The 22,036-nt window shown below is 55.6% G+C and carries 17 protein-coding genes; 1 reads left to right on the top strand and 16 read right to left on the bottom strand.

The window, feature by feature from the left end; genetic code table 11:
* Positions 1-121 precede the first annotated feature (121 nt).
* The 4 genes from efeB to putP all read right to left on the bottom strand — a co-directional run bounded on the left by efeB (position 122) and on the right by putP (position 5,113).
* Positions 122-1,399: an iron uptake transporter deferrochelatase/peroxidase subunit gene (gene efeB / locus RTM06_RS12575; protein ID WP_312182568.1), complete on the bottom strand. Its 1,278-nt coding sequence runs from the start codon at positions 1,397-1,399 to the stop codon at positions 122-124.
* Between the two features lie 2 nt (positions 1,400-1,401).
* A complete protein-coding gene (efeO, locus tag RTM06_RS12570) occupies positions 1,402-2,520 on the bottom strand; it encodes an iron uptake system protein EfeO (RefSeq protein WP_312182566.1) in 1,119 nt (372 codons plus the stop codon).
* 54 nt (positions 2,521-2,574) lie between these two features.
* On the bottom strand, positions 2,575-3,408 hold the full coding sequence (gene efeU, locus RTM06_RS12565) for an iron uptake transporter permease EfeU (RefSeq protein WP_256696725.1): 834 nt from the start codon (positions 3,406-3,408) through the stop codon (positions 2,575-2,577).
* Positions 3,409-3,628: 220 nt separating this feature from the next.
* Complete coding sequence (gene putP, locus RTM06_RS12560; protein WP_256696726.1) at positions 3,629-5,113, bottom strand: sodium/proline symporter PutP; 1,485 nt, start codon at positions 5,111-5,113, stop codon at positions 3,629-3,631.
* Between the two features lie 390 nt (positions 5,114-5,503).
* Between putP and putA the strand changes: the two genes are divergently transcribed.
* Positions 5,504-9,448, top strand: coding sequence for a trifunctional transcriptional regulator/proline dehydrogenase/L-glutamate gamma-semialdehyde dehydrogenase (gene putA, locus RTM06_RS12555; RefSeq protein WP_312182562.1), 3,945 nt, complete (start codon positions 5,504-5,506; stop codon positions 9,446-9,448).
* 41 nt (positions 9,449-9,489) lie between these two features.
* Here putA and RTM06_RS12550 read toward each other — a convergent pair whose 3' ends face one another.
* The 12 genes from RTM06_RS12550 to RTM06_RS12495 all read right to left on the bottom strand — a co-directional run.
* Positions 9,490-10,572, bottom strand: coding sequence for an acyltransferase family protein (locus RTM06_RS12550; RefSeq protein WP_265297619.1), 1,083 nt, complete (start codon positions 10,570-10,572; stop codon positions 9,490-9,492).
* Between the two features lie 455 nt (positions 10,573-11,027).
* A complete protein-coding gene (locus tag RTM06_RS12545; protein WP_312182558.1) occupies positions 11,028-12,116 on the bottom strand; it encodes an acyltransferase family protein in 1,089 nt (362 codons plus the stop codon).
* A gap of 358 nt (positions 12,117-12,474) precedes the next feature.
* Entirely contained in the window at positions 12,475-13,227 is a 753-nt protein-coding gene (tcyN, locus tag RTM06_RS12540) for an L-cystine ABC transporter ATP-binding protein TcyN (protein ID WP_312182556.1), read from the bottom strand.
* Positions 13,224-13,892, bottom strand: a complete 669-nt coding sequence (tcyL, locus tag RTM06_RS12535; protein ID WP_008105335.1) for a cystine ABC transporter permease — start codon at positions 13,890-13,892, stop codon at positions 13,224-13,226. Before tcyL ends, tcyN begins: the two co-directional genes overlap by 4 nt.
* Complete coding sequence (gene tcyJ, locus RTM06_RS12530) at positions 13,892-14,692, bottom strand: cystine ABC transporter substrate-binding protein (protein WP_256696731.1); 801 nt, start codon at positions 14,690-14,692, stop codon at positions 13,892-13,894. The genes tcyL and tcyJ overlap by 1 nt, the downstream gene beginning before the upstream one ends.
* A gap of 107 nt (positions 14,693-14,799) precedes the next feature.
* Positions 14,800-15,798 (bottom strand): D-cysteine desulfhydrase, encoded by a 999-nt coding sequence (locus tag RTM06_RS12525; protein WP_409455799.1) that lies wholly within the window; start codon positions 15,796-15,798, stop codon positions 14,800-14,802.
* Between the two features lie 119 nt (positions 15,799-15,917).
* Positions 15,918-16,421: a flagella biosynthesis regulatory protein FliZ gene (fliZ, locus tag RTM06_RS12520; protein ID WP_007891377.1), complete on the bottom strand. Its 504-nt coding sequence runs from the start codon at positions 16,419-16,421 to the stop codon at positions 15,918-15,920.
* A 51-nt stretch (positions 16,422-16,472) separates the two neighbouring features.
* Positions 16,473-17,195 (bottom strand): RNA polymerase sigma factor FliA, encoded by a 723-nt coding sequence (locus RTM06_RS12515; RefSeq protein WP_007891379.1) that lies wholly within the window; start codon positions 17,193-17,195, stop codon positions 16,473-16,475.
* A gap of 143 nt (positions 17,196-17,338) precedes the next feature.
* Positions 17,339-18,307 carry an HNH endonuclease signature motif containing protein gene (locus RTM06_RS12510; RefSeq protein WP_312182550.1) on the bottom strand — a complete coding sequence of 323 codons (969 nt, stop codon included), beginning with the start codon at positions 18,305-18,307 and terminating at the stop codon, positions 17,339-17,341.
* Between the two features lie 211 nt (positions 18,308-18,518).
* Complete coding sequence (gene uhpT / locus RTM06_RS12505) at positions 18,519-19,910, bottom strand: hexose-6-phosphate:phosphate antiporter (protein WP_256696734.1); 1,392 nt, start codon at positions 19,908-19,910, stop codon at positions 18,519-18,521.
* A gap of 137 nt (positions 19,911-20,047) precedes the next feature.
* Positions 20,048-21,376 carry an MFS transporter gene (locus RTM06_RS12500; RefSeq protein ID WP_312182583.1) on the bottom strand — a complete coding sequence of 443 codons (1,329 nt, stop codon included), beginning with the start codon at positions 21,374-21,376 and terminating at the stop codon, positions 20,048-20,050.
* 8 nt (positions 21,377-21,384) lie between these two features.
* Positions 21,385-22,036: histidine kinase (locus RTM06_RS12495; protein WP_312182547.1), on the bottom strand; the 652-nt coding region annotated here is incomplete at its 5' end.

Here is a 22,036-nt window from a genome sequence, read left to right as displayed (position 1 = left end):
GGCGGGTGGTAGAACTTTTTAGGAACATTCGGAAGCGGCTGCATCCAGCGTAAAGTTTAAGGAATGTTTAACAAACGCGCCTGCGTATCGCTAGCTTACGCAGGCGCTGCTCATTTATTAATCAGGCCTGCAGTAAAGATTGCCCGAGATAATGGTTTTTATCCGCCACGCCCGGCAGCGCGAAAAAGTATCCGCCGCCAATCGGGCGAATATATTCTTCCAGCGCTTCGCCATTGAGGCGCTGCTGCACGGTAATAAAGCCTTTGGCTAAATCATGCTGGTAACAAACAAACAATAAACCCATATCCAGCTGACCCGATCCGGTAATACCGCTGGAATAGCTGTAACCGCGCCGCAGCATCAAGCTGCTATCGGTCTCCGGCGTACGTGGATTGGCGAGACGAATATGGGCATCCAGCGCAATCAAATCACCATCGGGATCTTTGCTGTAATCCGGTACGTCATGCTCGTTTTTCATGCCAAGCGGCGCACCCGATAACTTCTCACGGCCAAAGATGGTTTGCTGCTCACCGAGCGGTGTGCGGTCCCACATTTCGACATGAAAACGGATGATGCGCACCGCTTGATAGCTGCCGCCACGCGTCCATGCCGGTTCCTGCTGCTCGTCGGTAACCCACAACAGCTGGTTCATCAACGCTGGATTATGCGTATCAGGATTGGCGGTGCCATCTTTGAATCCCAGCAGGTTGATCGGCGTTTCTTTGCCGTTGCTGCGCGCCGCATGGTCGGCAATAAAGCCGTCGCGACGCCAGCGCACCGCCAGCAGATCTGGCGTACGTTTGATGATATCGCGCAGCGCGTGAATCACCGTGTCCTGCGTGTTGGCGCAAATCTGTAGCAGCAGGTCGCCGTGGCACTGTTCAGCATCCAGCGAATCGTTGGGAAAACGCGTCATGGTTTGCAGTTGCACCGGCTTGTGCTTGCTCAGGCCGAAGCGCTCATCAAACAGCGAGGTGCCCACCGACAAGGTCATGGTGAGATTATCGGGTGCGATATCGGCACCGAGAATTCCCGAATCCATTGGCGGCAACTGCGGATTGGTGACTGCAGGCGCGGGTCCACCTTGCGTGAGAAACGCGAAGCGCTCGGTCAGTAAGCGGAACAGGCGTTCAAGCTCGGCTTTATCGCTGGCCAGCACGTCAAACGCCACCAGCATCATCGAGGCCTGCTGCGGCGTCACGATCCCGGCTTGATGATCGCCGTAAAAAGGTTGCGCCTGCTGGCGCGAATTGGGTGCAACCGTGCCGGGAGAGAAGCTGTCGGCGGCTGCCGTGTGGAACGGACAACCGCCGCCGAGGGCGGCCGCGCCGCCCAACATGCCTAATCCCTGCAATAATCGACGACGCGACGGCTGCGCCGCGTCATTTTTATCACTCATGATCAGTCGAGACCCAAGGTTCCACGCAGCAGAGAGAGATCTTCCGCCAGCGTGGTAATCGGGCCTTTCAGCGCGTTACGGTCAGCGGTGGTCAGTTTTTCGTACGACTCAAAGCCGTCTTTGGTGCGATATTTGCTGAGGATCCCGTCCACTTTCCTGAAGTTGGCATCCACTTTCGCCAGCAGCTGCGGATTGTTTTTCTGCAGCAGCGGACGCAGCAGATCAACAATTTTCTGCGCGCCATCAATGTTGGCCTGGAAGTCAGAAAGATCGGTACGGCTGTAACGGTCTTCTTCACCCGAGATTTTGCTGGAGGCCACTTCTTCAATCAGACCGGCCGCGCCGCCGACCACTTTCGCCGGTGGGAACGCCAGTTCGCTGATGCGGGTTTGCAGATCCATCACATCCTGATTCAGCTTAGTGGCGAACTCTTCGGCACCTTTGGTGGTGTTATCGGCGAACAGGATTTTTTCCAGGCGATGGAAACCGGTGAATTTCGGATCTTCGTTTTTCTTCTCGAAGTCATCTTCACGGGCATCAATGCTGCCATCGAGGTCAGAGAACAACTCCGCGATCGGTTCGATACGCTCGTAATGCACGCGCGTTGGCGCATACAAGGCTTTGGCTTTCTCGACGTCACCGGCGTTCACCGCATCGGTAAACGCCTGGGTGCCAGCCACCAGCGCTTTCACTTCGTTCATCACGTAGACTTTGTAGTCGGCGATAGGGCCAACCAGTTCCAGCACATCCGGTTTGCCGGATGCCGCTTTCTTCGCATCACCGCTGACGACCAACTTGCCTTTCGGGTTGCTCAGCAGGCCGCAGGTCATGTCATATTCGCCCGCTTCCAGATTGGCGGTCAGTTTCTGGCTGAAGCCTGGCGCGATATTTTCACGCTCTTCCACCACCATCACTCCTTTCAAAATCTCCCACTCCAGCGCTTTCTGGCTGTTGTTTTTGATGATGAACTGGGTTTTACCGGCCTGCACGTTGAGCGACATCGGCTCACATTGCTTGTCGGTCACAGTAACCGTGACTTGCGGGACGGCAGCAGCAGAAGCGGCACCGGAAAGCGCCAGCATAGCAACCAACAGCGCCTTACGGCGGAAGCGAATCGTCATAGTGATATCCCTGTTACATGGAAGAACAGGCGCGCAATCGCGCCTGATTTAATTTCAGCGAGTGGTACGCGCCGCGTTGATCGAAGGTCGCGCCGGGAAGAAGAACAGCAGTAGCGCTGGAATAATATAGATGAGCCACATCGCCACTTCGCTGACGCTTGGCGCTTCCTGATAGCCCAAAATCCCTTCCAGCAGCGTGCCGAATACCGAGTGCGTTGAGAGCGTGTTGCTCATATCAAACGCCACAGCCTGGAAGTGATTCCACAACCCAGCTTCATGGAAGGCGCGAATGGCACCGGCGGCCAATCCGGCAGCAACAAACAAAATGAACAAGCTGGTCCAGCGGAAAAAGTGCGCGAGGTTGAGGCGAATACCGCCGTAATAGAGCAAAAAGCCCAGCGCTACAGCGGTTGCCAGGCCGAGCACCGCGCCGAGCGGCGGCGCATACCCGACATCCTGAGTGAAGGCGGCCAGCAGGAAGAATACTGATTCCAGCCCTTCACGCGCCACCGCCAGAAACACCATCAGCACCAGCGGAAAGCCGCTGCTACCCTGCTTCTGCAGCGCCTGATCAACCGACTTTTCCAGCGTGGCTTTGATATTGCGCGAGACTTTGCGCATCCAGAACACCATCGAGGTCAGGATCACCACGGCAATCACCGCGACAATGCCTTCGAACAGCTCCTGCTGTTTTTGCGGGAACTCACCGGTGGTTTCATTGATGAAGATGCCCAACGCTAGGCAGAGTGCGGCAGCAATAAATACGCCAGCCCACATGGCGGGAAACCATTGGGTGCGCTGGGTACGTTTGAGATAGCTAGCAATCAGGCTGACGATGAGCGCTGCTTCCAGACCTTCGCGCAGCATGATGAGAAAGGGAACGAACATCACCAACCTCTTGAATTTTAAGAAGAGTAAAGCTTGGGTAAAAAAACGTAAAGTGCGAACGATATCGATTATCATTATCGCAAGAAGAAATACAAGTCACAGCGGGAAATTAATTTTGATTTTGCGGGTTGGTGAAGGGGTTTTGTAAGGTGCGCATTGATGCGCACCTGGGTTTTTAGCGATGTCGGAATGAGGTCGCCATGAATGGCGACCCTACGGGTTATTTGCTCTGATATTCGGCTTCGGCTGCGGCAAAACGCTGCTGCGCGGCTTCAGATGGGCCACGACCCAGCAGGCTGAACACCACAATTGCGATACTGGCAAAGGCGAAGCCAGGAATGATTTCGTACAAATCGGTGTAGCCGTAGGATTTCCACAGCAACACGGTCAGCGCACCCACCACCATACCGGCCAGCGCACCGTTGCGCGTCATACGCTTCCAGCACACGCCGAACAACACCACCGGACCGAATGCGGCACCGAAGCCCGCCCACGCATAGCTGACTAAGCCGAGTACGCGGTTTTCCGGATTGGCCGCCAGCGCGATAGCGATCAACGCAATCAGCAGCACCATTAAGCGCCCTACCCACACCAGCTCTTTTTGGCTGGCATTTTTGCGCAGGAAGCCTTTATACAAGTCTTCGGTCAGGGCACTGGAGCACACCAGCAGCTGACAGCTCAGCGTAGACATCACCGCCGCCAGAATCGCAGAGAGTAAGATTCCGGCAATCCACGGGTTGAACAGAATACGCGCCAGCTCAATAAACACGCGCTCGCCGTTCTGGCTTACGTTAGCCGCCTGCTCTGGATGGTTCTGGAAATAAGCGATACCAAAAAAGCCGACGGCAACCGCACCCGCCAGACACAGGATCATCCAGATCATGCCGATGCGACGCGCAGTGCGGATGGTGTGATGCGAATCGGCTGCCATAAAGCGCGCCAGAATATGCGGCTGGCCAAAGTAGCCGAGGCCCCAACCGAGCAGCGAAATCACCGCGACAAAGTTCAGCCCTTTCAGCATGTCGAGATTCTCAAGGCTTTTCGCCTCAATCACCGCCATCGATTCATCCAGGCCACCGACCGCGACAATCACAATCACCGGCGTCAGAATCAGCGCGAAAATCATCAGGCTGGCTTGCACGGTATCGGTCCAGCTCACCGCGAGGAAACCGCCCACCAGCGTATACAGAATGGTGGCTGCGGCACCGGCCCACAGCGCGGTCTGGTAATCCATGCCAAAGGTGCTTTCAAACAGACGCGCACCGGCGACCACGCCAGAAGCGCAATAGATAGTGAAGAAGATCAGAATCACCACCGCCGAGATAACGCGCAGCAGTTTGCTGTTGTCCTCGAAACGGCTGGAGAAGAAGTCTGGCAGGGTTAACGCATTGTCGTGATGCTCGGTCTGGACACGCAGACGTCCCGCAACGATGCGCCAGTTCAGCCATGCGCCAATAATCAGGCCGATGGCGATCCAGCTTTCTGAAATACCGGAGAGGAAAATCGCGCCCGGCAAGCCCATCAATAACCAGCCGCTCATATCGGACGCACCGGCAGACAACGCGGTGACCACGCTACCTAAACTGCGTCCGCCGAGAATGTAGTCGTCAAAACTTTTGGTTGAACGGTAAGCAATAAAACCGATTAACACCATCCCAAGGATATAAACGATAAAGGTCACCAACATCGGTGTACTTATACTCATCTGACTCTCCACTTATTATTTGATCCACTAAGAGAAATCTTCTAATCATCGCTGCCGGAACGGGGCAACGGCATGATTTGACCGCATCCAGAGAAAGCGATTTCTCTTAAGGCGCGGTATCCTGCCGCAAAGGTGCGGCGCGCACAATGCATTTAACACAGCTGTCACATTGGTGACACTAATGCTGCTTTTTTTCTGCCCAGAGGTTGCACTCGATCACACTAAGGTTGCACCTCGGTCGCCATGAATGGCGCCCCTACAGAAAACGCCTGGCTTCGTAGGGTCGCCATTCATGGCGACCGCCCAGCAACATTGGTTGCACAAAGTTGCAACATAGGTGATATTGCTGCCACGCAAGCGATGAATCACTTTTTCGAGGACGAGGACATCATGGGAACCACTACCATGGGGGTGAAGCTGGATGAAGCCACCCGCGATCGCATTAAACTGGCAGCACAGAAACTGGACCGCACATCACACTGGCTGATCAAGCAGGCCATTTTTAACTATCTGGAGCAGCTGGAAGCCGGTGAATCCGTGCCGGAGATCCCGCAACAGGTAATCGATGCGCTGGGTGATGAAGGCGTGCCAGAAGAGTCACTGCAGCCTTTCCTCGACTTCGCAGAACATATTTTGCCGCAGTCGGTAACGCGTTCAGCGATCACTGCCGCATGGCGTCGTCCTGAGACCGACGCCGTGCCGATGCTGCTGGAGCAAGCGCGCCTCCCTGCCCCGCTGGCAGAGAAAACTCATCAGCTGGCTTACAGCCTCGCCGACAAGTTGCGGCACCAGAAAGGTGCAACCGGCCGCGCGGGCATGGTGCAAAGCTTGCTGCAGGAGTTCTCGCTCTCCTCACAGGAAGGTGTGGCGCTAATGTGTCTGGCGGAGGCGTTGCTGCGTATTCCGGATAAGCCAACGCGTGATGCGCTGATCCGCGACAAGATCAGCAACGGCAACTGGCAGTCGCATCTCGGCCGCAGCCCGTCGATGTTTGTCAACGCCGCCACCTGGGGCTTGCTGTTTACCGGCCGTCTGGTCTCCACCCACAACGAAGCTAACCTGTCACGTTCGCTTAATCGCATTATCGGCAAGAGCGGCGAACCGCTGATCCGTAAAGGCGTGGATATGGCGATGCGCCTGATGGGCGAACAGTTTGTTACCGGTGAAACCATCGCTGAAGCGCTGGCGAATGCGCGCAAACTGGAAGAGAAAGGTTTCCGTTACTCTTACGACATGCTGGGCGAAGCGGCGCTGACCGCCAGCGATGCCAAAGCCTATTTGGTGTCCTACCAGCAGGCGATTCACGCCATCGGCAAGGCGTCGAATGGTCGCGGTATTTATGAAGGTCCGGGCATCTCGATTAAACTGTCGGCGCTGCATCCGCGCTACAGCCGCGCGCAGTATGAACGCGTGATGGACGAGCTTTATCCCATTCTCAAATCCCTGACGCTGCTGGCGCGCTCGTATGACATCGGTATCAACATTGATGCGGAAGAAGCCGACCGCCTTGAGCTGTCGCTCGATCTGCTGGAAAAACTCTGCTTCGAGCCGGAGCTGGAAGGCTGGAACGGCATTGGCTTTGTGATTCAGGCGTATCAAAAGCGCTGTCCGTTTGTGATTGATTCGCTGATCGACCTGGCGCAGCGCAGCCGTCGCCGCCTGATGATCCGCCTGGTGAAAGGCGCGTATTGGGACAGCGAAATCAAGCGCGCGCAGATTGATGGCCTGGAAGGCTATCCGGTTTACACCCGCAAGGTGTACACCGACATCTCTTATCTGGCCTGCGCACGCAAACTGCTGGCGGTGCCGAACCTGATTTATCCGCAGTTTGCTACCCACAACGCGCACACGCTGGCAGCGATCTATCAGCTGGCGGGCAACAACTACTATCCGGGCCAGTACGAATTCCAGTGCCTGCACGGCATGGGTGAACCGCTGTACGAGCAGGTTGTCGGTAAAGTGGCCGATGGCAAACTGAATCGTCCGTGCCGTATTTATGCGCCGGTTGGCACCCACGAAACGCTGCTGGCGTATCTGGTGCGTCGTCTGCTGGAGAACGGTGCCAATACCTCGTTCGTTAACCGCATTGCCGATAACACCTTGCCGCTGGATGAGCTGGTCGCCGATCCAGTGGTTGCCGTGGAGAAGATGGGCGTCGCGGAAGGTGCGGTGGGTTTACCGCATCCGAAAATCCCGCTGCCGCGCGATCTGTATGGTGCCAAGCGCGCCAACTCCGCTGGTCTGGATATGGCCAACGAACATCGTCTGGCGTCACTCTCCAGCGCCCTGCTTAACAGCGCCAGCCAGCCGTGGATTGCTCAGCCGCTGGTGGAAGGTAAATTAGGTGAAGGCGTCAGCCGTCCAGTGCTCAACCCTGCCGCGCCAGCGGACGTGGTGGGCAGCGTGCGTGAAGCCACCGAAGCCGAAGTGTCGGACGCGCTGGATGCAGCAGTCAATGCCGGTCCAATCTGGTTCGCCACGCCGCCGCAGGAGCGCGCCGCAATTCTGGAGCGTGCTGCCGAAGCGATGGAAGGACAGATGCAGCAGCTGATTGGCTTGCTGGTGCGTGAAGCCGGTAAAACTTACAACAACGCCATCGCCGAAGTGCGTGAAGCGGTCGATTTCCTCTACTACTACGCGGGCATGGTACGCGACGATTTCGATAATGAAACCCATCGCCCGCTGGGTCCGGTAGTGTGCATCAGTCCGTGGAACTTCCCGCTGGCAATCTTTGCCGGACAAGTTGCCGCTGCGCTGGCAGCCGGTAACAGCGTGCTGGCGAAACCGGCGGAGCAAACTCCGCTAATCGCCGCGCAGGCGGTGCAAATTCTGCTGGATGCCGGCGTTCCGAAAGGCGTGCTGCAACTGTTGCCAGGCCAGGGCGAAACCGTGGGTGCGCAACTGACTGGCGACGAACGCGTGCGCGGTGTGATGTTTACCGGTTCAACGGCGGTAGCAACGCTGCTGCAGCGCAATCTGGCCGGTCGTCTTGATCCTCAGGGTCGTCCAACGCCGCTGATCGCCGAAACCGGCGGCATGAACGCGATGATCGTGGATTCCTCAGCGCTCACCGAACAGGTGGTTGTCGATATCGTTGCCTCAGCGTTTGATAGCGCCGGTCAACGCTGCTCGGCGCTGCGTCTGTTATGCATCCAGGATGATGTGGCCGATCACACCTTGAAAATGCTGCGTGGCGCGATGGCGGAGTGCCGCATGGGCAACCCGGAACGTCTCTCGACTGACATAGGCCCAGTGATTGATGCCGAAGCCAAAGCCAATATCGAGCGTCATATTCAGGCGCTGCGTAATAAGGGCTTCAAGGTGTATCAGGCGGCGCAGGAGAATCCGCAGGACACCAAAGAGTGGAACAGCGGCACCTTCATTAAGCCAACGCTGATTGAGCTGGATCAGGTCAGCGATCTCGATAAAGAGGTGTTTGGTCCGGTGCTACACGTAGTGCGTTTCTCGCGTAACAACTTGCCGCAGCTGGTTGAGCAGATTAACGCGTCGGGTTATGGCCTGACGCTCGGCGTGCATACGCGTATCGATGAAACTATCGCGCAGGTTACGGCGACCGCTAAAGTCGGCAACCTGTATGTGAACCGCAATATGGTTGGCGCGGTGGTTGGTGTGCAGCCGTTCGGCGGCGAAGGTTTGTCGGGCACCGGTCCAAAAGCCGGTGGCCCACTCTATCTGTATCGCCTGCTGGCCAATCGTCCAGACGGCGCGCTGCGCATCACCTTTGATCGTCAGGATGCTGAGCGTCCGGTTGACAACACGGTGCGTGCCGAGTTGATGCGTGCGCATCAGGCCTTGCAGCAATGGGCGCAGGATAAGCCTGAGCTGCTGGCACTGTGTCAGCGTTACGACGAGCTGGCGCAGGCCGGTACGGTGCGTCTGCTGCCGGGCCCAACCGGCGAGCGCAACACCTTCACCCTGCTGCCGCGCGAACATGTGCTGTGCATCGCCGATAACGCAGAAGATGCGCTGACGCAGTTGGCGGCAGTAACCAGCGTCGGCAGTCAGGCCATCTGGCAGGATGATGAGCTTCATCGTGCGCTGCGTAAGTCTTTACCGGCGGAGGTGCAGGCGCACATCAAGCTGGTGAAGGATGCGCTGGCGGCGGAGTTTGATGCAGTGATTTATCACGGTGATGCCGATCAGCTGCGCAGTTTGTGTGAGCAGGTGGCGGCACGCGATGGCGCGATTGTTTCGGTGCAGGGCTTTGCCCGAGGCGAAACCAATCTGCTGCTGGAGCGTTTGCTGATAGAGCGTTCACTGAGCGTCAATACCGCCGCCGCGGGCGGTAATGCGAGTTTGATGACCATCGGTTAACAGTAACAACTTAAGGTCGCCACATTCATGGCGACCTTTTCTTATGCCGCAGACTTATTCCGCTTCAACCCAATCAGCGTTGGAAACACAAACAAGGACTGCCCCAATCCACGATTGGTCACTTGCCACACCGCAACCGAACACAGCGAACAGATCCCGACAATCGCCAGCGGATAGAAGCAGGCCCACAGTATCGAGAACCACGCTTGCTCAAACAGGTGATGACGCTGGGCGAACAGAATCGCTGACATACCAAAGAACTCAATGAAGATGCGGTGTATCACGTAGATTTGCAGCGTGTTACGCCCAACCCAGTTCAGATAACTCATCTTGAAGTGTGCATTGAGCCAGCGACACGCCGCCACGCTGAACAGCACCGCAAGGATGCACAGGAACAAACTCTTATCCAACCCAAAGATGACGTGCAGGCCAGATACCGCGGCCAGGATCGCCCAGGGCACAATGTTGTCGCGACGCCATTCACTGAGACGCAGCATCATTGGGCTCCAGAACGCCCCCAGCAGGAAGAACAGGAAATACTGCGCCACGCTCTGTGGTCCCCAATACGGAATGATCTTCTCCACCGCCAGATAGTTCAACGCAATTGCCACCACCAGCAACGCCACTTTCTGCTGTTTAAAGATCTTGGCGCACAGGAAATAGAGCGCTAAGCCGTAGAGATACCACGAGGTGCTCATGGCGAGGAACGTGAGCTTTAAGAACTCCAGCAGCGAACCGGCATACGCCGCATTGAGGTTCTGCGAAATACGCTGTCCGGTGATCTCGGTTGAGATGCCAACAATCGACCACCATTGAATAAAGCCCCACAGAATATAGAGATAAAACAGGTTAGTGATGCGACTGGTAAACACCTGTTTCCACGGCCGATTTAAAATACCGTTGGTAGCTAATAAACCCGAAACAAAGAAAAACGCTGGCATACGCAGCGGCGACAATACGGTATTAAACTGCACCCATATTTCTGCGGGGATCCAACCCGCCGTCAATAATTTAACCGTACCTTCGAATCCAGGTAATACGGTGTGATACAACACCACCAGTAATATGCAGGCTCCCTTGAGGGTATTTATCCATGCGATATCTTCTTTCCTGGCGTTATTCATATGATGACTCCCGCTGCTGTTGCTGTGTAGGTCTTAAGGAGAAGGTTGAGGAAATAAGCGTTGATGCATTTATGATTATTCAACGATTATTAAACAGCGGGCGAAGGCATGATGTAGCGAAAGTCCTAAATGTTTTTTTGTGGTCCTGATATAACAATACTTTACACATCCAGACAAAAATAGAACCTTGAGCAGGCTAAGGAAATTTGCCTTAATTAGAGTCACTAGAAGGTTATTAAGTAAAATAAGTGTGAGCGGTGTCGCGCAGGGAAATTAAGAACAATCCACCCTTTCTTATGCCAGATTAAATTCAAATCCTAAATAAAGAATTATTTAATGTGGCAAATGGATAAGCGTGAATATTAGCGTTGTGGTAACGCGGAAGTTGTAGGGTCGCCATTAATGGCGACCGAATAACAAACAAAATCAGGACCAAAAAAACTGGCCCGATTAAATTATTGCTGCGGCGCGCTTTTGCTTTCGAGCGCAGATTTACGCAACAGGCGCGGATAGAGAAATAGCATGCGGCCCGGCCCCCGGTTGAGCAGCGTCCACACCAGCAGAGAAATACTGGTACACAACGCAACGCCGGTAATTGGCATCAACAGCGCCCATACCCAGCTAAAGGCGGTATTGTCAAACCAGCCATAATGCACCGCCAGCACGATCGAACTCAGCCCCAGCAGCTCAATAAAGATGCGGTGCAGCACGTAGATTTGCAGCGTGTTGCGGCCAATCCAGTTGAGCCACGCCATATTGAATCGTTCATTGAGGAAGCGGCACAGCACAATGCCTAACACGATGGTCAGCAGGCTGTAGAACGGATTTTTGTAGATGCCACCGACATGATGCAGCAGACCGATCAGCGCAATGCCGCCCAGCATCAACCAGTGCTGACGCTTCAGCTCACTCAACTCAATCAACGCCTGGCTGAAGAACACGCCGAGCAGGAAGTAGAGATAGTTCTGCGCCACGCTGGCAGGTCCCCAGCCGGGAATCAGGCTGAATTGTGCCGCGTAGGTGGCGACAATCGCCAGCGCCATTAAGGCCAGCTTCTGTTTGTGGAACAGCTTGGTGAACAGGAAGAATCCGGCCAGCGCGTAGAGGTACCACAGGCTCGTCATCGAGGTCATCAGCAGCTTAACGAACTCAAACGGCGTGTCCGCATAGGCGGCGTTTTTAGTGCTGGAGAGCCGCTCCCCGAGGTGGGTGGAGATGTAGTGAATACTTAACCACTGAATCACGCCCCACAGCAGGTAGAGGTAGACGATGTTGCTGAACTTCTTGGTAAACACCTCTTTCCAGCTTTTTTTGGTGATGGAACTGGCGGCCAGCAAACCGGAGACAAAGAAGAAGGCCGGCATGCGCAGCGGTGACAGATAGGTGTTAAATGCCACCCACCAGTGTGCGGGCAGCAGTCCAGCGGTGAGGTGATGCAGCGAAGGCGCGAACGTGGTGATGATGGAGTGATGTAACACCACCATCAAAATACAGCCCCCTTTGAGCGTGTTGATCCAGAGGACCTCTTTCCTGGCAGTCGTCATTGCTGTGTCCTAATTGCGCCATGAATTTGTAAAGAATTATTTATATTTACAAAGATGTCTCAATCAGGACTTTCCTAATAAGGAAAATCTCGGAAGCACTAAGGCGAAATAAAGTTAATTTATCATTAAATTCAATGCGTTATATTTAATTCTGAAATTAACTTTAGGATAAAACCGAGAGATAAAGACCAGCAGATAATGAGTAAAAACCGGTTATTTCTTTAATGTACGTCTTGCAATTGAGTAGAAATATCGATGAGCGGTTAAGCGGTGCGCATGAATGCGCACCCTACGATGTAGCGTGCAGGATGCGCATGGTCTTCGTAGGGTCGCCATTAATGGTGACCTGCCGTTTAAATCACTGGTTCAAAAACTTGTCGAGAAATTGCCGGGTACGCGCCTGCTGCGGATTACTGAACAGCGCCTTTGCCGCGCCCTGCTCCACGATGCGTCCCTGATCCATAAAGATGGCGCGATCCGCGACGTCGCGCGCAAAGCTCATCTCATGGGTGACGATCACCATGGTGCGTTTCTCCTGCGCCAGCGCGCGAATGGTGTTGAGTACCTCGCCCACCAGCTCAGGATCAAGAGCCGACGTCGGCTCATCGAACAGAATCACTTCCGGACGCATCGCCAGCGCGCGCGCAATCGCCACGCGCTGTTGCTGTCCGCCCGAGAGACGACGCGGGAAACTCTGCTCCTTGCCGTGCAATCCCACTTTCTCCAGCAAACTGCGCGCCCGCGCGATGGCTTCCGCCTTTGGTTCGCCCTTGACGATCACTGGCCCTTCAATGATGTTCTCCAGCACAGAGCGGTGCGGAAACAGATTGAAGTTCTGGAACACAAAGCCAACCTGCTGACGCAACTGGCGCACCAGCTGCTTCTGCTTATTGAGGCCGAGCGCCGCATCAATGGCGATATCACCGACTTTAATACGTCCGCTTTCCGGCACTTCCAGCAAGTTGATACTGCGCAATAGCGTGGTTTTACCGGAACCGCTCGGCCCGATAATGGCCACCACTTCGCCAGGTGCCACGTCGAGATCGATGCCGTGCAGCACCGTCTGGCCGTGAAACTGTTTCACCAGCTGACGGACTTCAATTGCACTCATTTGCCCTCCCGATCCTGTCGATTCACATGCGCTTCAAGGCGGTTTTGCAACGCCGATAGCACGGTCGCCATCACCCAGTAAATCAGCGAGGCCGCCAGATACATGGTGAACACTTCCAGCGTCCGTGAGGTGATCAGCTGCGCCTGACGGAACAGCTCCGGCACCTGAATGGTGGCGGCCAGCGAGGTATCTTTCACCAGGCTGATAAAGCTGTTGCCCAGCGGCGGCAGCGCGGTGCGCGCGGCCTGCGGCAGGATTACGCGGCGTAGCGTTTGCCACGGCGTCATGCCAATGCTGGCCGCGGCTTCCCACTGCCCGCGTTCAATCGAGGCAATCGCGCCACGCAGTGATTCAGAAGCGTAAGCGGCGGTATTCAGCGACAGACCAATCATCGCCGACGGAATCGGATCCAGCTCGATACCAAACTGTGGCAGACCGTAATAGATCATAAACAGTTGAGCGATGAGCGGCGTGCCACGAAAAATCGACACGTAGATGCGCGCCAGCCAGTTGATCGGCCAGAAGTGCGACAGGCGCATCAGCGCCAGCACGAAGCCAAGTATCAGGCCGAAGAACATCCCGCCGATACTCAGCTGCAGCGTGAACAGCGCGCCTTTCAGTAAAAATGGTGCTGAATCCAGCACCAGTTGTAAGCTTTCCTGCATTATTTAGTGACGTCCGCGCCGAACCATTTCTCAGACAGTTTGCTCAGCGAGCCATCTTTCTGCATGTCCGCGATGGCAGAATCGATCGCTTTCAGCAGATCGTCGTTGCCTTTACGCAGCGCTACGCCTGATTCCAGACGCGAGAAGGCCGGGCCCGCTACTGCCATGGTGTCGCCGGTTTTCTTCACCAGATCCAGCGCCGCTAAGCGGTCCACCAGAATGGCGTCTAAACGGCCTGAACGCAGATCCTGATATTTGGTTGGGTCATCATCATAGGTACGCACATCGGCTTTCGGCACGTTATCCTTCAGCCACTGCTCGTAGTTGGAGCCGAGGCCGACGCCGACTTTCTTGCCTGCCAGATCGTCTGGCTTGGTGACGGTGGCCGCGTTTTTCTTCAGCGTCAGCGCCTGCACGCCAGAAATGGTGTACGGCGTAGAGAAGTCATACTTTTTCTTACGCTCTGGCGAGATGGTGACCTGATTGATCACCACGTCGATGCGTTTGGAATCCAGCGACGCCAGCATGCCGTCCCATTTGGTCGGACGCAGATCGGCTTTCACGCCAAGGTGTTGAGCCAGCGCCTGCGCGAACTCCACTTCGAAGCCGGTCAGCTGGCCTTTTTCATCCTGAAAACTGAACGGCGGATAAGTGCCTTCCAGACCGACGCGCAGCTCGCCTTTACTCTTTACTTTTGCCAGCAAATCTTCTGCGGCGAAGGATTTAACGTTAACGCCCGCAACCAGCGCGACCGCCATCATGCCCATCACCATTTGGCGACGAATAGGAGAGAAAATCATGTTTACCCCATTTATTGTGATGTGTTGTTGTGTGCTTTGTAGGGTCGCCATGCATGGCGACCTCTTCTGAATAACCGCCGGATTATAAACCGTTTTTACGTTCTGTCTCAGACCGAAGGGTGATAAGCAAATAACGCCGGCGATCCACCGGTATGCACGAACAGCAGCGGACCTTCGCGACGGAAGCGATTTTGCGCAATACCATCGATTAATCCCGCCATCGCTTTGCCGGTGTACACCGGATCGAGCATGATGCCTTCCAGGCGCGCCAGCAGTTTCACCGCCACCATGCCCTCTTCGTTGGGTTCGCCGTAACGCGGCGCGAAGTAATCATCCCACAAGGTGATCGGTGCTTTGGCCTGCACTTCCAGCTGCTCGGCTAACGCGCTACGAATGCGTTCCACCACCGGCAACTGCGCCTCAACTTTGCGCGATACGGTGACGCCAACCAGCTCGGTTTCTGGCAGCAATTGCTCCAGACCAATCGCCAAACCAGCGTGCGTGCCGGCGCTGCCGGAAGCCACCACCACTGCGGCAAAATCCACCACGCCTTCGCTTTGATGGGCAATCTCCTGCGCGCACTCAACGTAACCGAGCGCACCGAGCGCATTGGAACCGCCGACCGGTACAATATACGTGCGGAATCCCTGCGCTTCGAGGTGTTCGGCCTGAGCGGCCAGCTGTTCAGTGGGATTGTGCAGCGCATCAACCATGACGATTTCCACATCCATCAAATCGAGCATGAGGCGATTGCCGTTGCTGAGGTAGTTTTCTGACGTGGTGCCAATCGGGTTTTCCAGCAGCGCCACGCACTTCAGGCCGAGCTTCGCCGCTACCGCTGCGGTTTGACGCACATGGTTAGATTGAATAGCGCCCGCCGTCAGCAGCACATCCGCGCCTTCACGCAGCGCATCCGCAGCCAGGAATTCGAGTTTACGCAGTTTGTTACCGCCGAGAGCGACCGGCGTGAAGTCATCGCGCTTAATAAAGATATCGCGACCCAGGTAGTCAGAAAGCCGTGGCAAATGCTCAAGCGGCGTAGGTGCACCGAGTAATTCAAGACGTGGGAACTGGTGCAGAAGATGTAAGGACAATGCAGCCTCCATTCGGGCAATGTGCAGTTATCCATACAGTGTTGCAGAAGATGAGAAAAGTCGCACCCGGAATTCACCGCGTGCTGCCCTTGTTGCTGTCATGCTCGACAACAACAAGGGTGGATTCACCATCAGCCCTGCTGCCAGCCTAAAAACTGGTCATATTTGCGCAGTGCGATGCGGTAATTGTTATTACCCGCATCAGGCAGATCGTTCTCCAGACACTCATGCCAGCTATTGCCCCGTAAACGATCGGCCGGGAAATTTTTCGCCTTCAGCATGTCATCAAGCCGACGCAAACGTACCACATACTCACGTATGGTACTGTGGCTCATCTCGGTCTGCTCAAACAGGTATTGCTTAAACGCCATAATGTCGAAGTAATTCGGATGGGTATTACAAAATATATCGCTGCAGAAACGACACAAGGCGGTCAATTCTGGCTGGAGTTTCATCCACACCTGATCGTCAATCATTTGGTCCATACGTGCGATGGCCTCTTTATTGATGATCTGGCCGCGAAAGACTAACGCCATACGATCTAAAACTTTGCCACAGTGTGAACAATTGCTTTGGCTGTGCTTATAGTCTTTAAGATAGCGACTTAACGGTCTGGCTTTAACTTTGGCTCCCATTGCTGAGTCCCCGGTTTTATTGTTTTTTTCGATCGCCAGGAACTGAGACTGTTAGCGCGCCCCCGATAATCGGGCACGCAGGCGTTTGATCGCCTGACTGTGCAGTTGGCTGACGCGGGATTCCCCCACTTCCAGCACCGCGCCAATCTCCTTCAGGTTCAGTTCTTCCTGGTAGTACAGTGTGAGCACGAGTTTTTCACGTTCAGGCAACGCCTCAATCGCTTCAATTACGCGGTCACGTAGGTTTCCTTCCAACAACTGATGAAGCGGGTTGGCTTCCTCATGCCCCTCCGTCACCAGCTCCGCACTGTCGCCGTGTTCTTCCCGATACTCGTCGTAGGAGAAGAGTTGGCTGTTGTTGGTATCGAGCAGAATCTGCCGATACTCCTCCAGCGAAACATTCAGGCGCTCAGCCACTTCCTGCTCAGTAGCCGAGCGCCCCAACGCTTGTTCTACCTGATGCATGGCACCTGCTACTTCGCGCGCATTTCTGCGTACGCTGCGTGGTGCCCAGTCGCGACTGCGCAGTTCATCCAGCATTGCTCCCCGGATACGCTGCACGGCGTAGGTGGTAAAGGCGGTGCCCTGTAGCGCATCGTAGCGCTCCACGGCATTCAATAAGCCAATGCCACCGGCCTGCAGCAGATCGTCAAGCTCAACGCTGGCTGGCAAACGTACCTGCAGGCGCAGCGCTTCATGCCGCACCAGAGGAACGTAGCGCTGCCAGAGCGAATGTTTATCCATCACGCCATCGGCGGTATAGAGATCGTTCACGTTGACTACCCTGCGTTAGTAAAGTTATCGGCATGATTATCCAATTCTGTAGGGGTTTTGATTGGCAGAATAGGCGGGCAAAAGCGAGGTTATTTCAAATTTGTTATGGATGGCGGTGGATCGCACCGCCATCCGCGCGGGCGTTAGCGCAAATTACGCAGTCTTTCCCGCGTGCCAGGCGGCACCGCGTCCCATAATGCGCAAACTTTGCCCTCAAGTGCCTGATAAAAAGGGGTAATCAACGCTTCAGTTTCCAGCGCAGGATTAAACAGCACCTGACCGGTTTCCGCGTTGATGCTTATCATTTTGTTGATAAACAGCCGTTGCAGGTCGCTGCGCAGGAATAAGCCGTTATCTGCGCTGTTATCCGCCAGAAAGCCCTCTTCATTCTCTTGCATGTCGATGTAGCAGGCTTCCACCCACGGCCAGCTGTGACGTTCGGTCAGCTGCGTGCCGGTGATAATGCAGGCGCCGTAGCGCGCTTTCACCGCCGAGGTGAACTCCGCCTGGCTGCTTCGTTGCAGCACTTTGGCCTTAACGCGGCGTCCGACTTCGGTGCCGGGCATCACGCCGCTCGGTACTTTGTATTGCGGCGTGCTCAGCACCACCAGAAACTGGATTTTGCGTGACAGCGGGAAGCACGGATGCGCCTGCGCATCGAACAGCTGCCAATACTCATCCTCTTCGGTCTGCCGCATCAGCACCAGCTTAAAGCCCCGGCTGTTGAGCAGATTCTGCGCCGCTGCCGAATTGGGATCGAGCATGGCAAACACCTGGGTTTCGCCGACCACTTTCCAGCGCCCTTCTTTGCGCGCTTCGTCGTTGCGCCGGAAGTAGAGAAACGCCTGCTGGTTTTTCAGGTAGTGCTCAAAGCGACGCAGATAATTTTTGCGCTCGTTGTCGTCCGAGACAAACAGCAGATCCTCGATCGGGCTGTTGATCTCCTCCTGCGCGAACAGCGCGCGGATAACCAAATTGCGAAAGCTGGTCGACGGGCTCAGCAACCCGCGTGCGGTGAGCTCTTTCTCGTCGGGATGCTGCTGCGTGTAGCGCAGGGCAATCTCTTCGAAGGTCAGCAGCTCACCCGGTAACAAGTCATAATTGAAGCGCATAGACACCCCAGAAACGGAAAAATGTGGTTCAAAAATTGGAATGATTCTGAGGGGAGTTATCGGCAATCTGCGCGAGGACTGTAACAAGGTGGTTACTTTTGTGAGGAAGTAGTGCAGCAGCTAAAATCGTCCATTCCCCTGCGTATGAATTTGTTTTAGGTCAGCAGGATTTATCGCCCGAAAAAGCCCCGGTGAAAACCGGGGCTAGACATCATGCTGCTTTCAACCGTTGCAGACGCTTTTCACGGCGAATCTTACGCTCTTCAAACACCGCCACCATCGCCATTAAGGCTATACAGCCAATCGCGGCGGCATCCAGCGCCGCAAAGGTCCCGGCCCAACCGGTTAAGCCAAAGATGGGCGTGCCATCGGCGATCATTCCCAAGCCTAACTTGGCGAAGCTGTCACCAATCAGGTAAGCAAAGGTGCCTTTGATGCCATCGGCGGCGCCAATGGCTTTTTTCGGCACAAAGCCGACAGCGGCAACGCCAATTAACAGCTGCGGACCAAACACCAGGAAGCCCAAGGCAAACAGCGACGCCAGATAAACATACTGATTGCTGGCATGTTGATAGATACCAAGCGTGGCGATAATCAACGCCAGCGCCACGCATGCCACCAGCGCACGACGACCATTCGCCAGATCCGACAACCAGCCCCACAGCAGCGTGCCGACTAACGCACCGACTTCAAACAGCGTGAAGCCCTGAATCGCCACCTCTTTTGACAGTTTCAACTCCTGGAAAGCATACACCGTCGACCACTGATCGATACCAATGCGCACCACGTACAGGAAGATGTTGGCGAAGCACAGCAGCCAAATCACTTTGTTTTTCAGCACGTACTCGACAAAGATTTGCCATTTGGTCATCGCCTGATCTTCGGTCTCTTTGTCCTCTTCACTGATCTCTTCGCCAAACAGTTCCTCGGCTTTGCCCAGACCGTAAGATTCAGGTGAATCACTGCCGTAGCGCAGACCGATAAAACCGACCACGAGCGCAATCAGTGACGGGAACACAAACATGCCGACTACATGCCCATCGAACAGGTAATTGGCACCAAACAGCGCCACACCGGCTGCACCTGCGCCGCCGAGGTTATGCGAAATATTCCACATGCCGAGATAGCTGCCGCGTTTACGACGCGGCGTCCACTTGGTGATGGTGGAGTAACTACAGGAGCCGCCGGTACTTTGGAAGAACCCACTCAGTGCATAAAACGTGATCATCAGGAACAAACTCACTGAACCGGCGCCCATGCTGGCGCTGAAGCCCAGCATGCAAATTGCTGAGAGGATCAGCATAAACGGCAGAAACTGCTTGGTATTTTTCCCATCGGCGTAATAGGAGACCAGCGTTTTACCGACGCCGTAAGTGATGGAGAAGCCGAGCCCAATCATCCCCAGCTGGGTCATGCTGAGTCCGTAGGTGGTGATCATGTCGTTCTGCGCAATGTTGAAGTTTTTGCGGATCAGGTACATGGTCAGGTAGCCGATAAAGACCACCAGATAGGACTGCATAAAGGGTTTGAACCACATCTTGCGCCGCTCTTCGAGCGACAGATTCAGGGTCGGCTTGCGCACCTGATTTAAGAAAGCCAGCATGGAGTGCTCCTGATTAATGACCTGCGTGATGGCAGGCATTGTAAAAATCAGCAGCGGTTTCGGCCTGAGACAACTGCCCGGCGCAACCGGGAAAATTTCTTAGTTTTGTCGATGTAAGCGCAAAAAGCAGGGATACATCACACTTCCTCGCGCTGGCGCGGCGTTTGAGCATGCAGGAACGGCAACAGCAGCAGGGCCGAAATGCCCGCCGCGCAGGCGATGACCGCGAAAAAGCCGCTCCAGTGCCAGACATCGATCACCCGCGCCAGCGGCCAGCCGGAGAGCGATGCGCCCAGATAGGCAAACAGACCCACAAATCCGGTCGCCGCGCCCGCCGCATCTTTGTGCGAACACTCCGCCGCCGCCATGCCAATCAACATCTGCGGGCCGAAGACAAAAAAGCCGATGGTAAAGAAACACGCAGCCTGCATCACGTAGCTGGCAAACGGCATCAGCCACAGCGATCCCACTGACAGTAAAATGCCGGCGGCAAAGATCAGGTTCATCGGGCCACGATTGCCGTTGAACAATTTATCCGATCCCCATCCCGCCACTAACGCGCCACCGAAGCCACCGAGTTCAAACATGGTCACCGCCGAGTTGGCCGTCACCAGATTCACGCCCAGCGTCTCGGACATATAGAGATTGCCCCAGTCGTTAATCGCGGCACGCACCACGTAAACCAGCACGTAACACAGCGACAGCAGCCAGATGTAAGGGTTGAGCAGCACATATTTGGCGAGGATCTGTTTGTGACTCAGCCCTGCGCCCTCTTGCTGCTGGGCGATCTCCAGCGCATCGTGGCGCCAGTCACCGACCGGCGGTAAACCCACGGTTTGCGGGCGATCGCGCAGGCGCCAGCAGAGAAAAATACCGGCGACGATCGCCAGTCCGCCCGCGATCATCATGCCGGCGCGCCAGCCATAGTGCAGCGCGGCGGCACCGACGATCATCGGGATCAGCGCACCGCCAACGTTTTGTGCTGTGTTCCACAGCGCCCACCAGCCGCCGCGTTCGGTGCGGGAAAACCAGCTGGTCAGCAGACGCGCACAGACCGGCGATCCCCATCCCTGGAAAAAGGCATTTAACACCCACAACACGGCGAAAGCCCACAGCGACGTGGAGAAGCCAAACAGAATATTCACCACGCCTGTCGCTATCAGCCCGATGCCCATGAAGTAGCGCGCGTTAGAGCGGTCGCTGACGATGCCAGAGAAAAACTTCGACAGGCCGTAAGTGATGTAAAACAGCGTCGCCAGCAGGCCGATATCCGTGCGCGTCATCACGCCCGCCGCCAGAATTTCCGGCGACGCGGCGTTGAAGCTTTTACGGGTGAAATAGAACAGCGCATAGCCGAGCCAGATGGTGATCATGATATGGCGCCGCCAGTAGCGATAGCGAGCATCAATGGTCGCTTTATCCCCGATCGGCTGCGCGCTGGCGGGCGCTTTGAGAAATCTGAACATCATATTGGTTATCCATTGCGCAGCGGTAACGTGACGCTAACGCGCGTGCCGTGGGTGCAGGAGATCCCCAGCGAGCCGCCGAGCGCCGTGACGCGTTCGCGCATGCCGGCAAGGCCAAAACCTTGCTGCGGGGAACCCAGCGGTAAGCCGCAGCCATCATCTTCGATCACCAGCAGCAATCGCTCGTCCTGCAATGTGCCTTGCAGCGTCACCGCGCGGGCGCTGGCGTGTTTCACCACGTTATTGAGTCCTTCCTGGCAAACGCGAAACAGCGTGACGCGCTGCGCTTCACTCAGTCGCGCTTCGTCGATGTGCCAGTTAAGGTGGCTGATGATGCCGTGCCCTTCCAGCTCCATTTCCCGCATCAGCGAGCGAATAGCCTGCTCGAGTGAAAGATCGTCCAACTGGCGCGGACGCAAGCGCCCAAGCAAACGGCGCACGGAATCGTAAATGCCCAGCGACAGCTGCTCAATCAACATGCCGCTCTGCTTCACGCCACTTTCAGGACTGATGCGCTGCATGATTCCGGCCTGGGTGCGAATCGCGGTGATGGTCTGGCCGATATCATCGTGCAGCTCGCGCGCCACTTCACGTCTGACGCTCTCTTCGGTCTCCAGCAGGCGTTCCGTCAGGCGGCGATTGCGCACCAACTCGGTTTGC

Origin of the sequence: Pantoea sp. CTOTU46764, assembly GCF_031974595.1 — a bacterium.
GTDB lineage: Bacteria > Pseudomonadota > Gammaproteobacteria > Enterobacterales > Enterobacteriaceae > Pantoea > Pantoea trifolii.
Note: the sequence above shows the minus strand (reverse complement) of the source record. Positions and strands in the feature narration are given on the sequence as shown.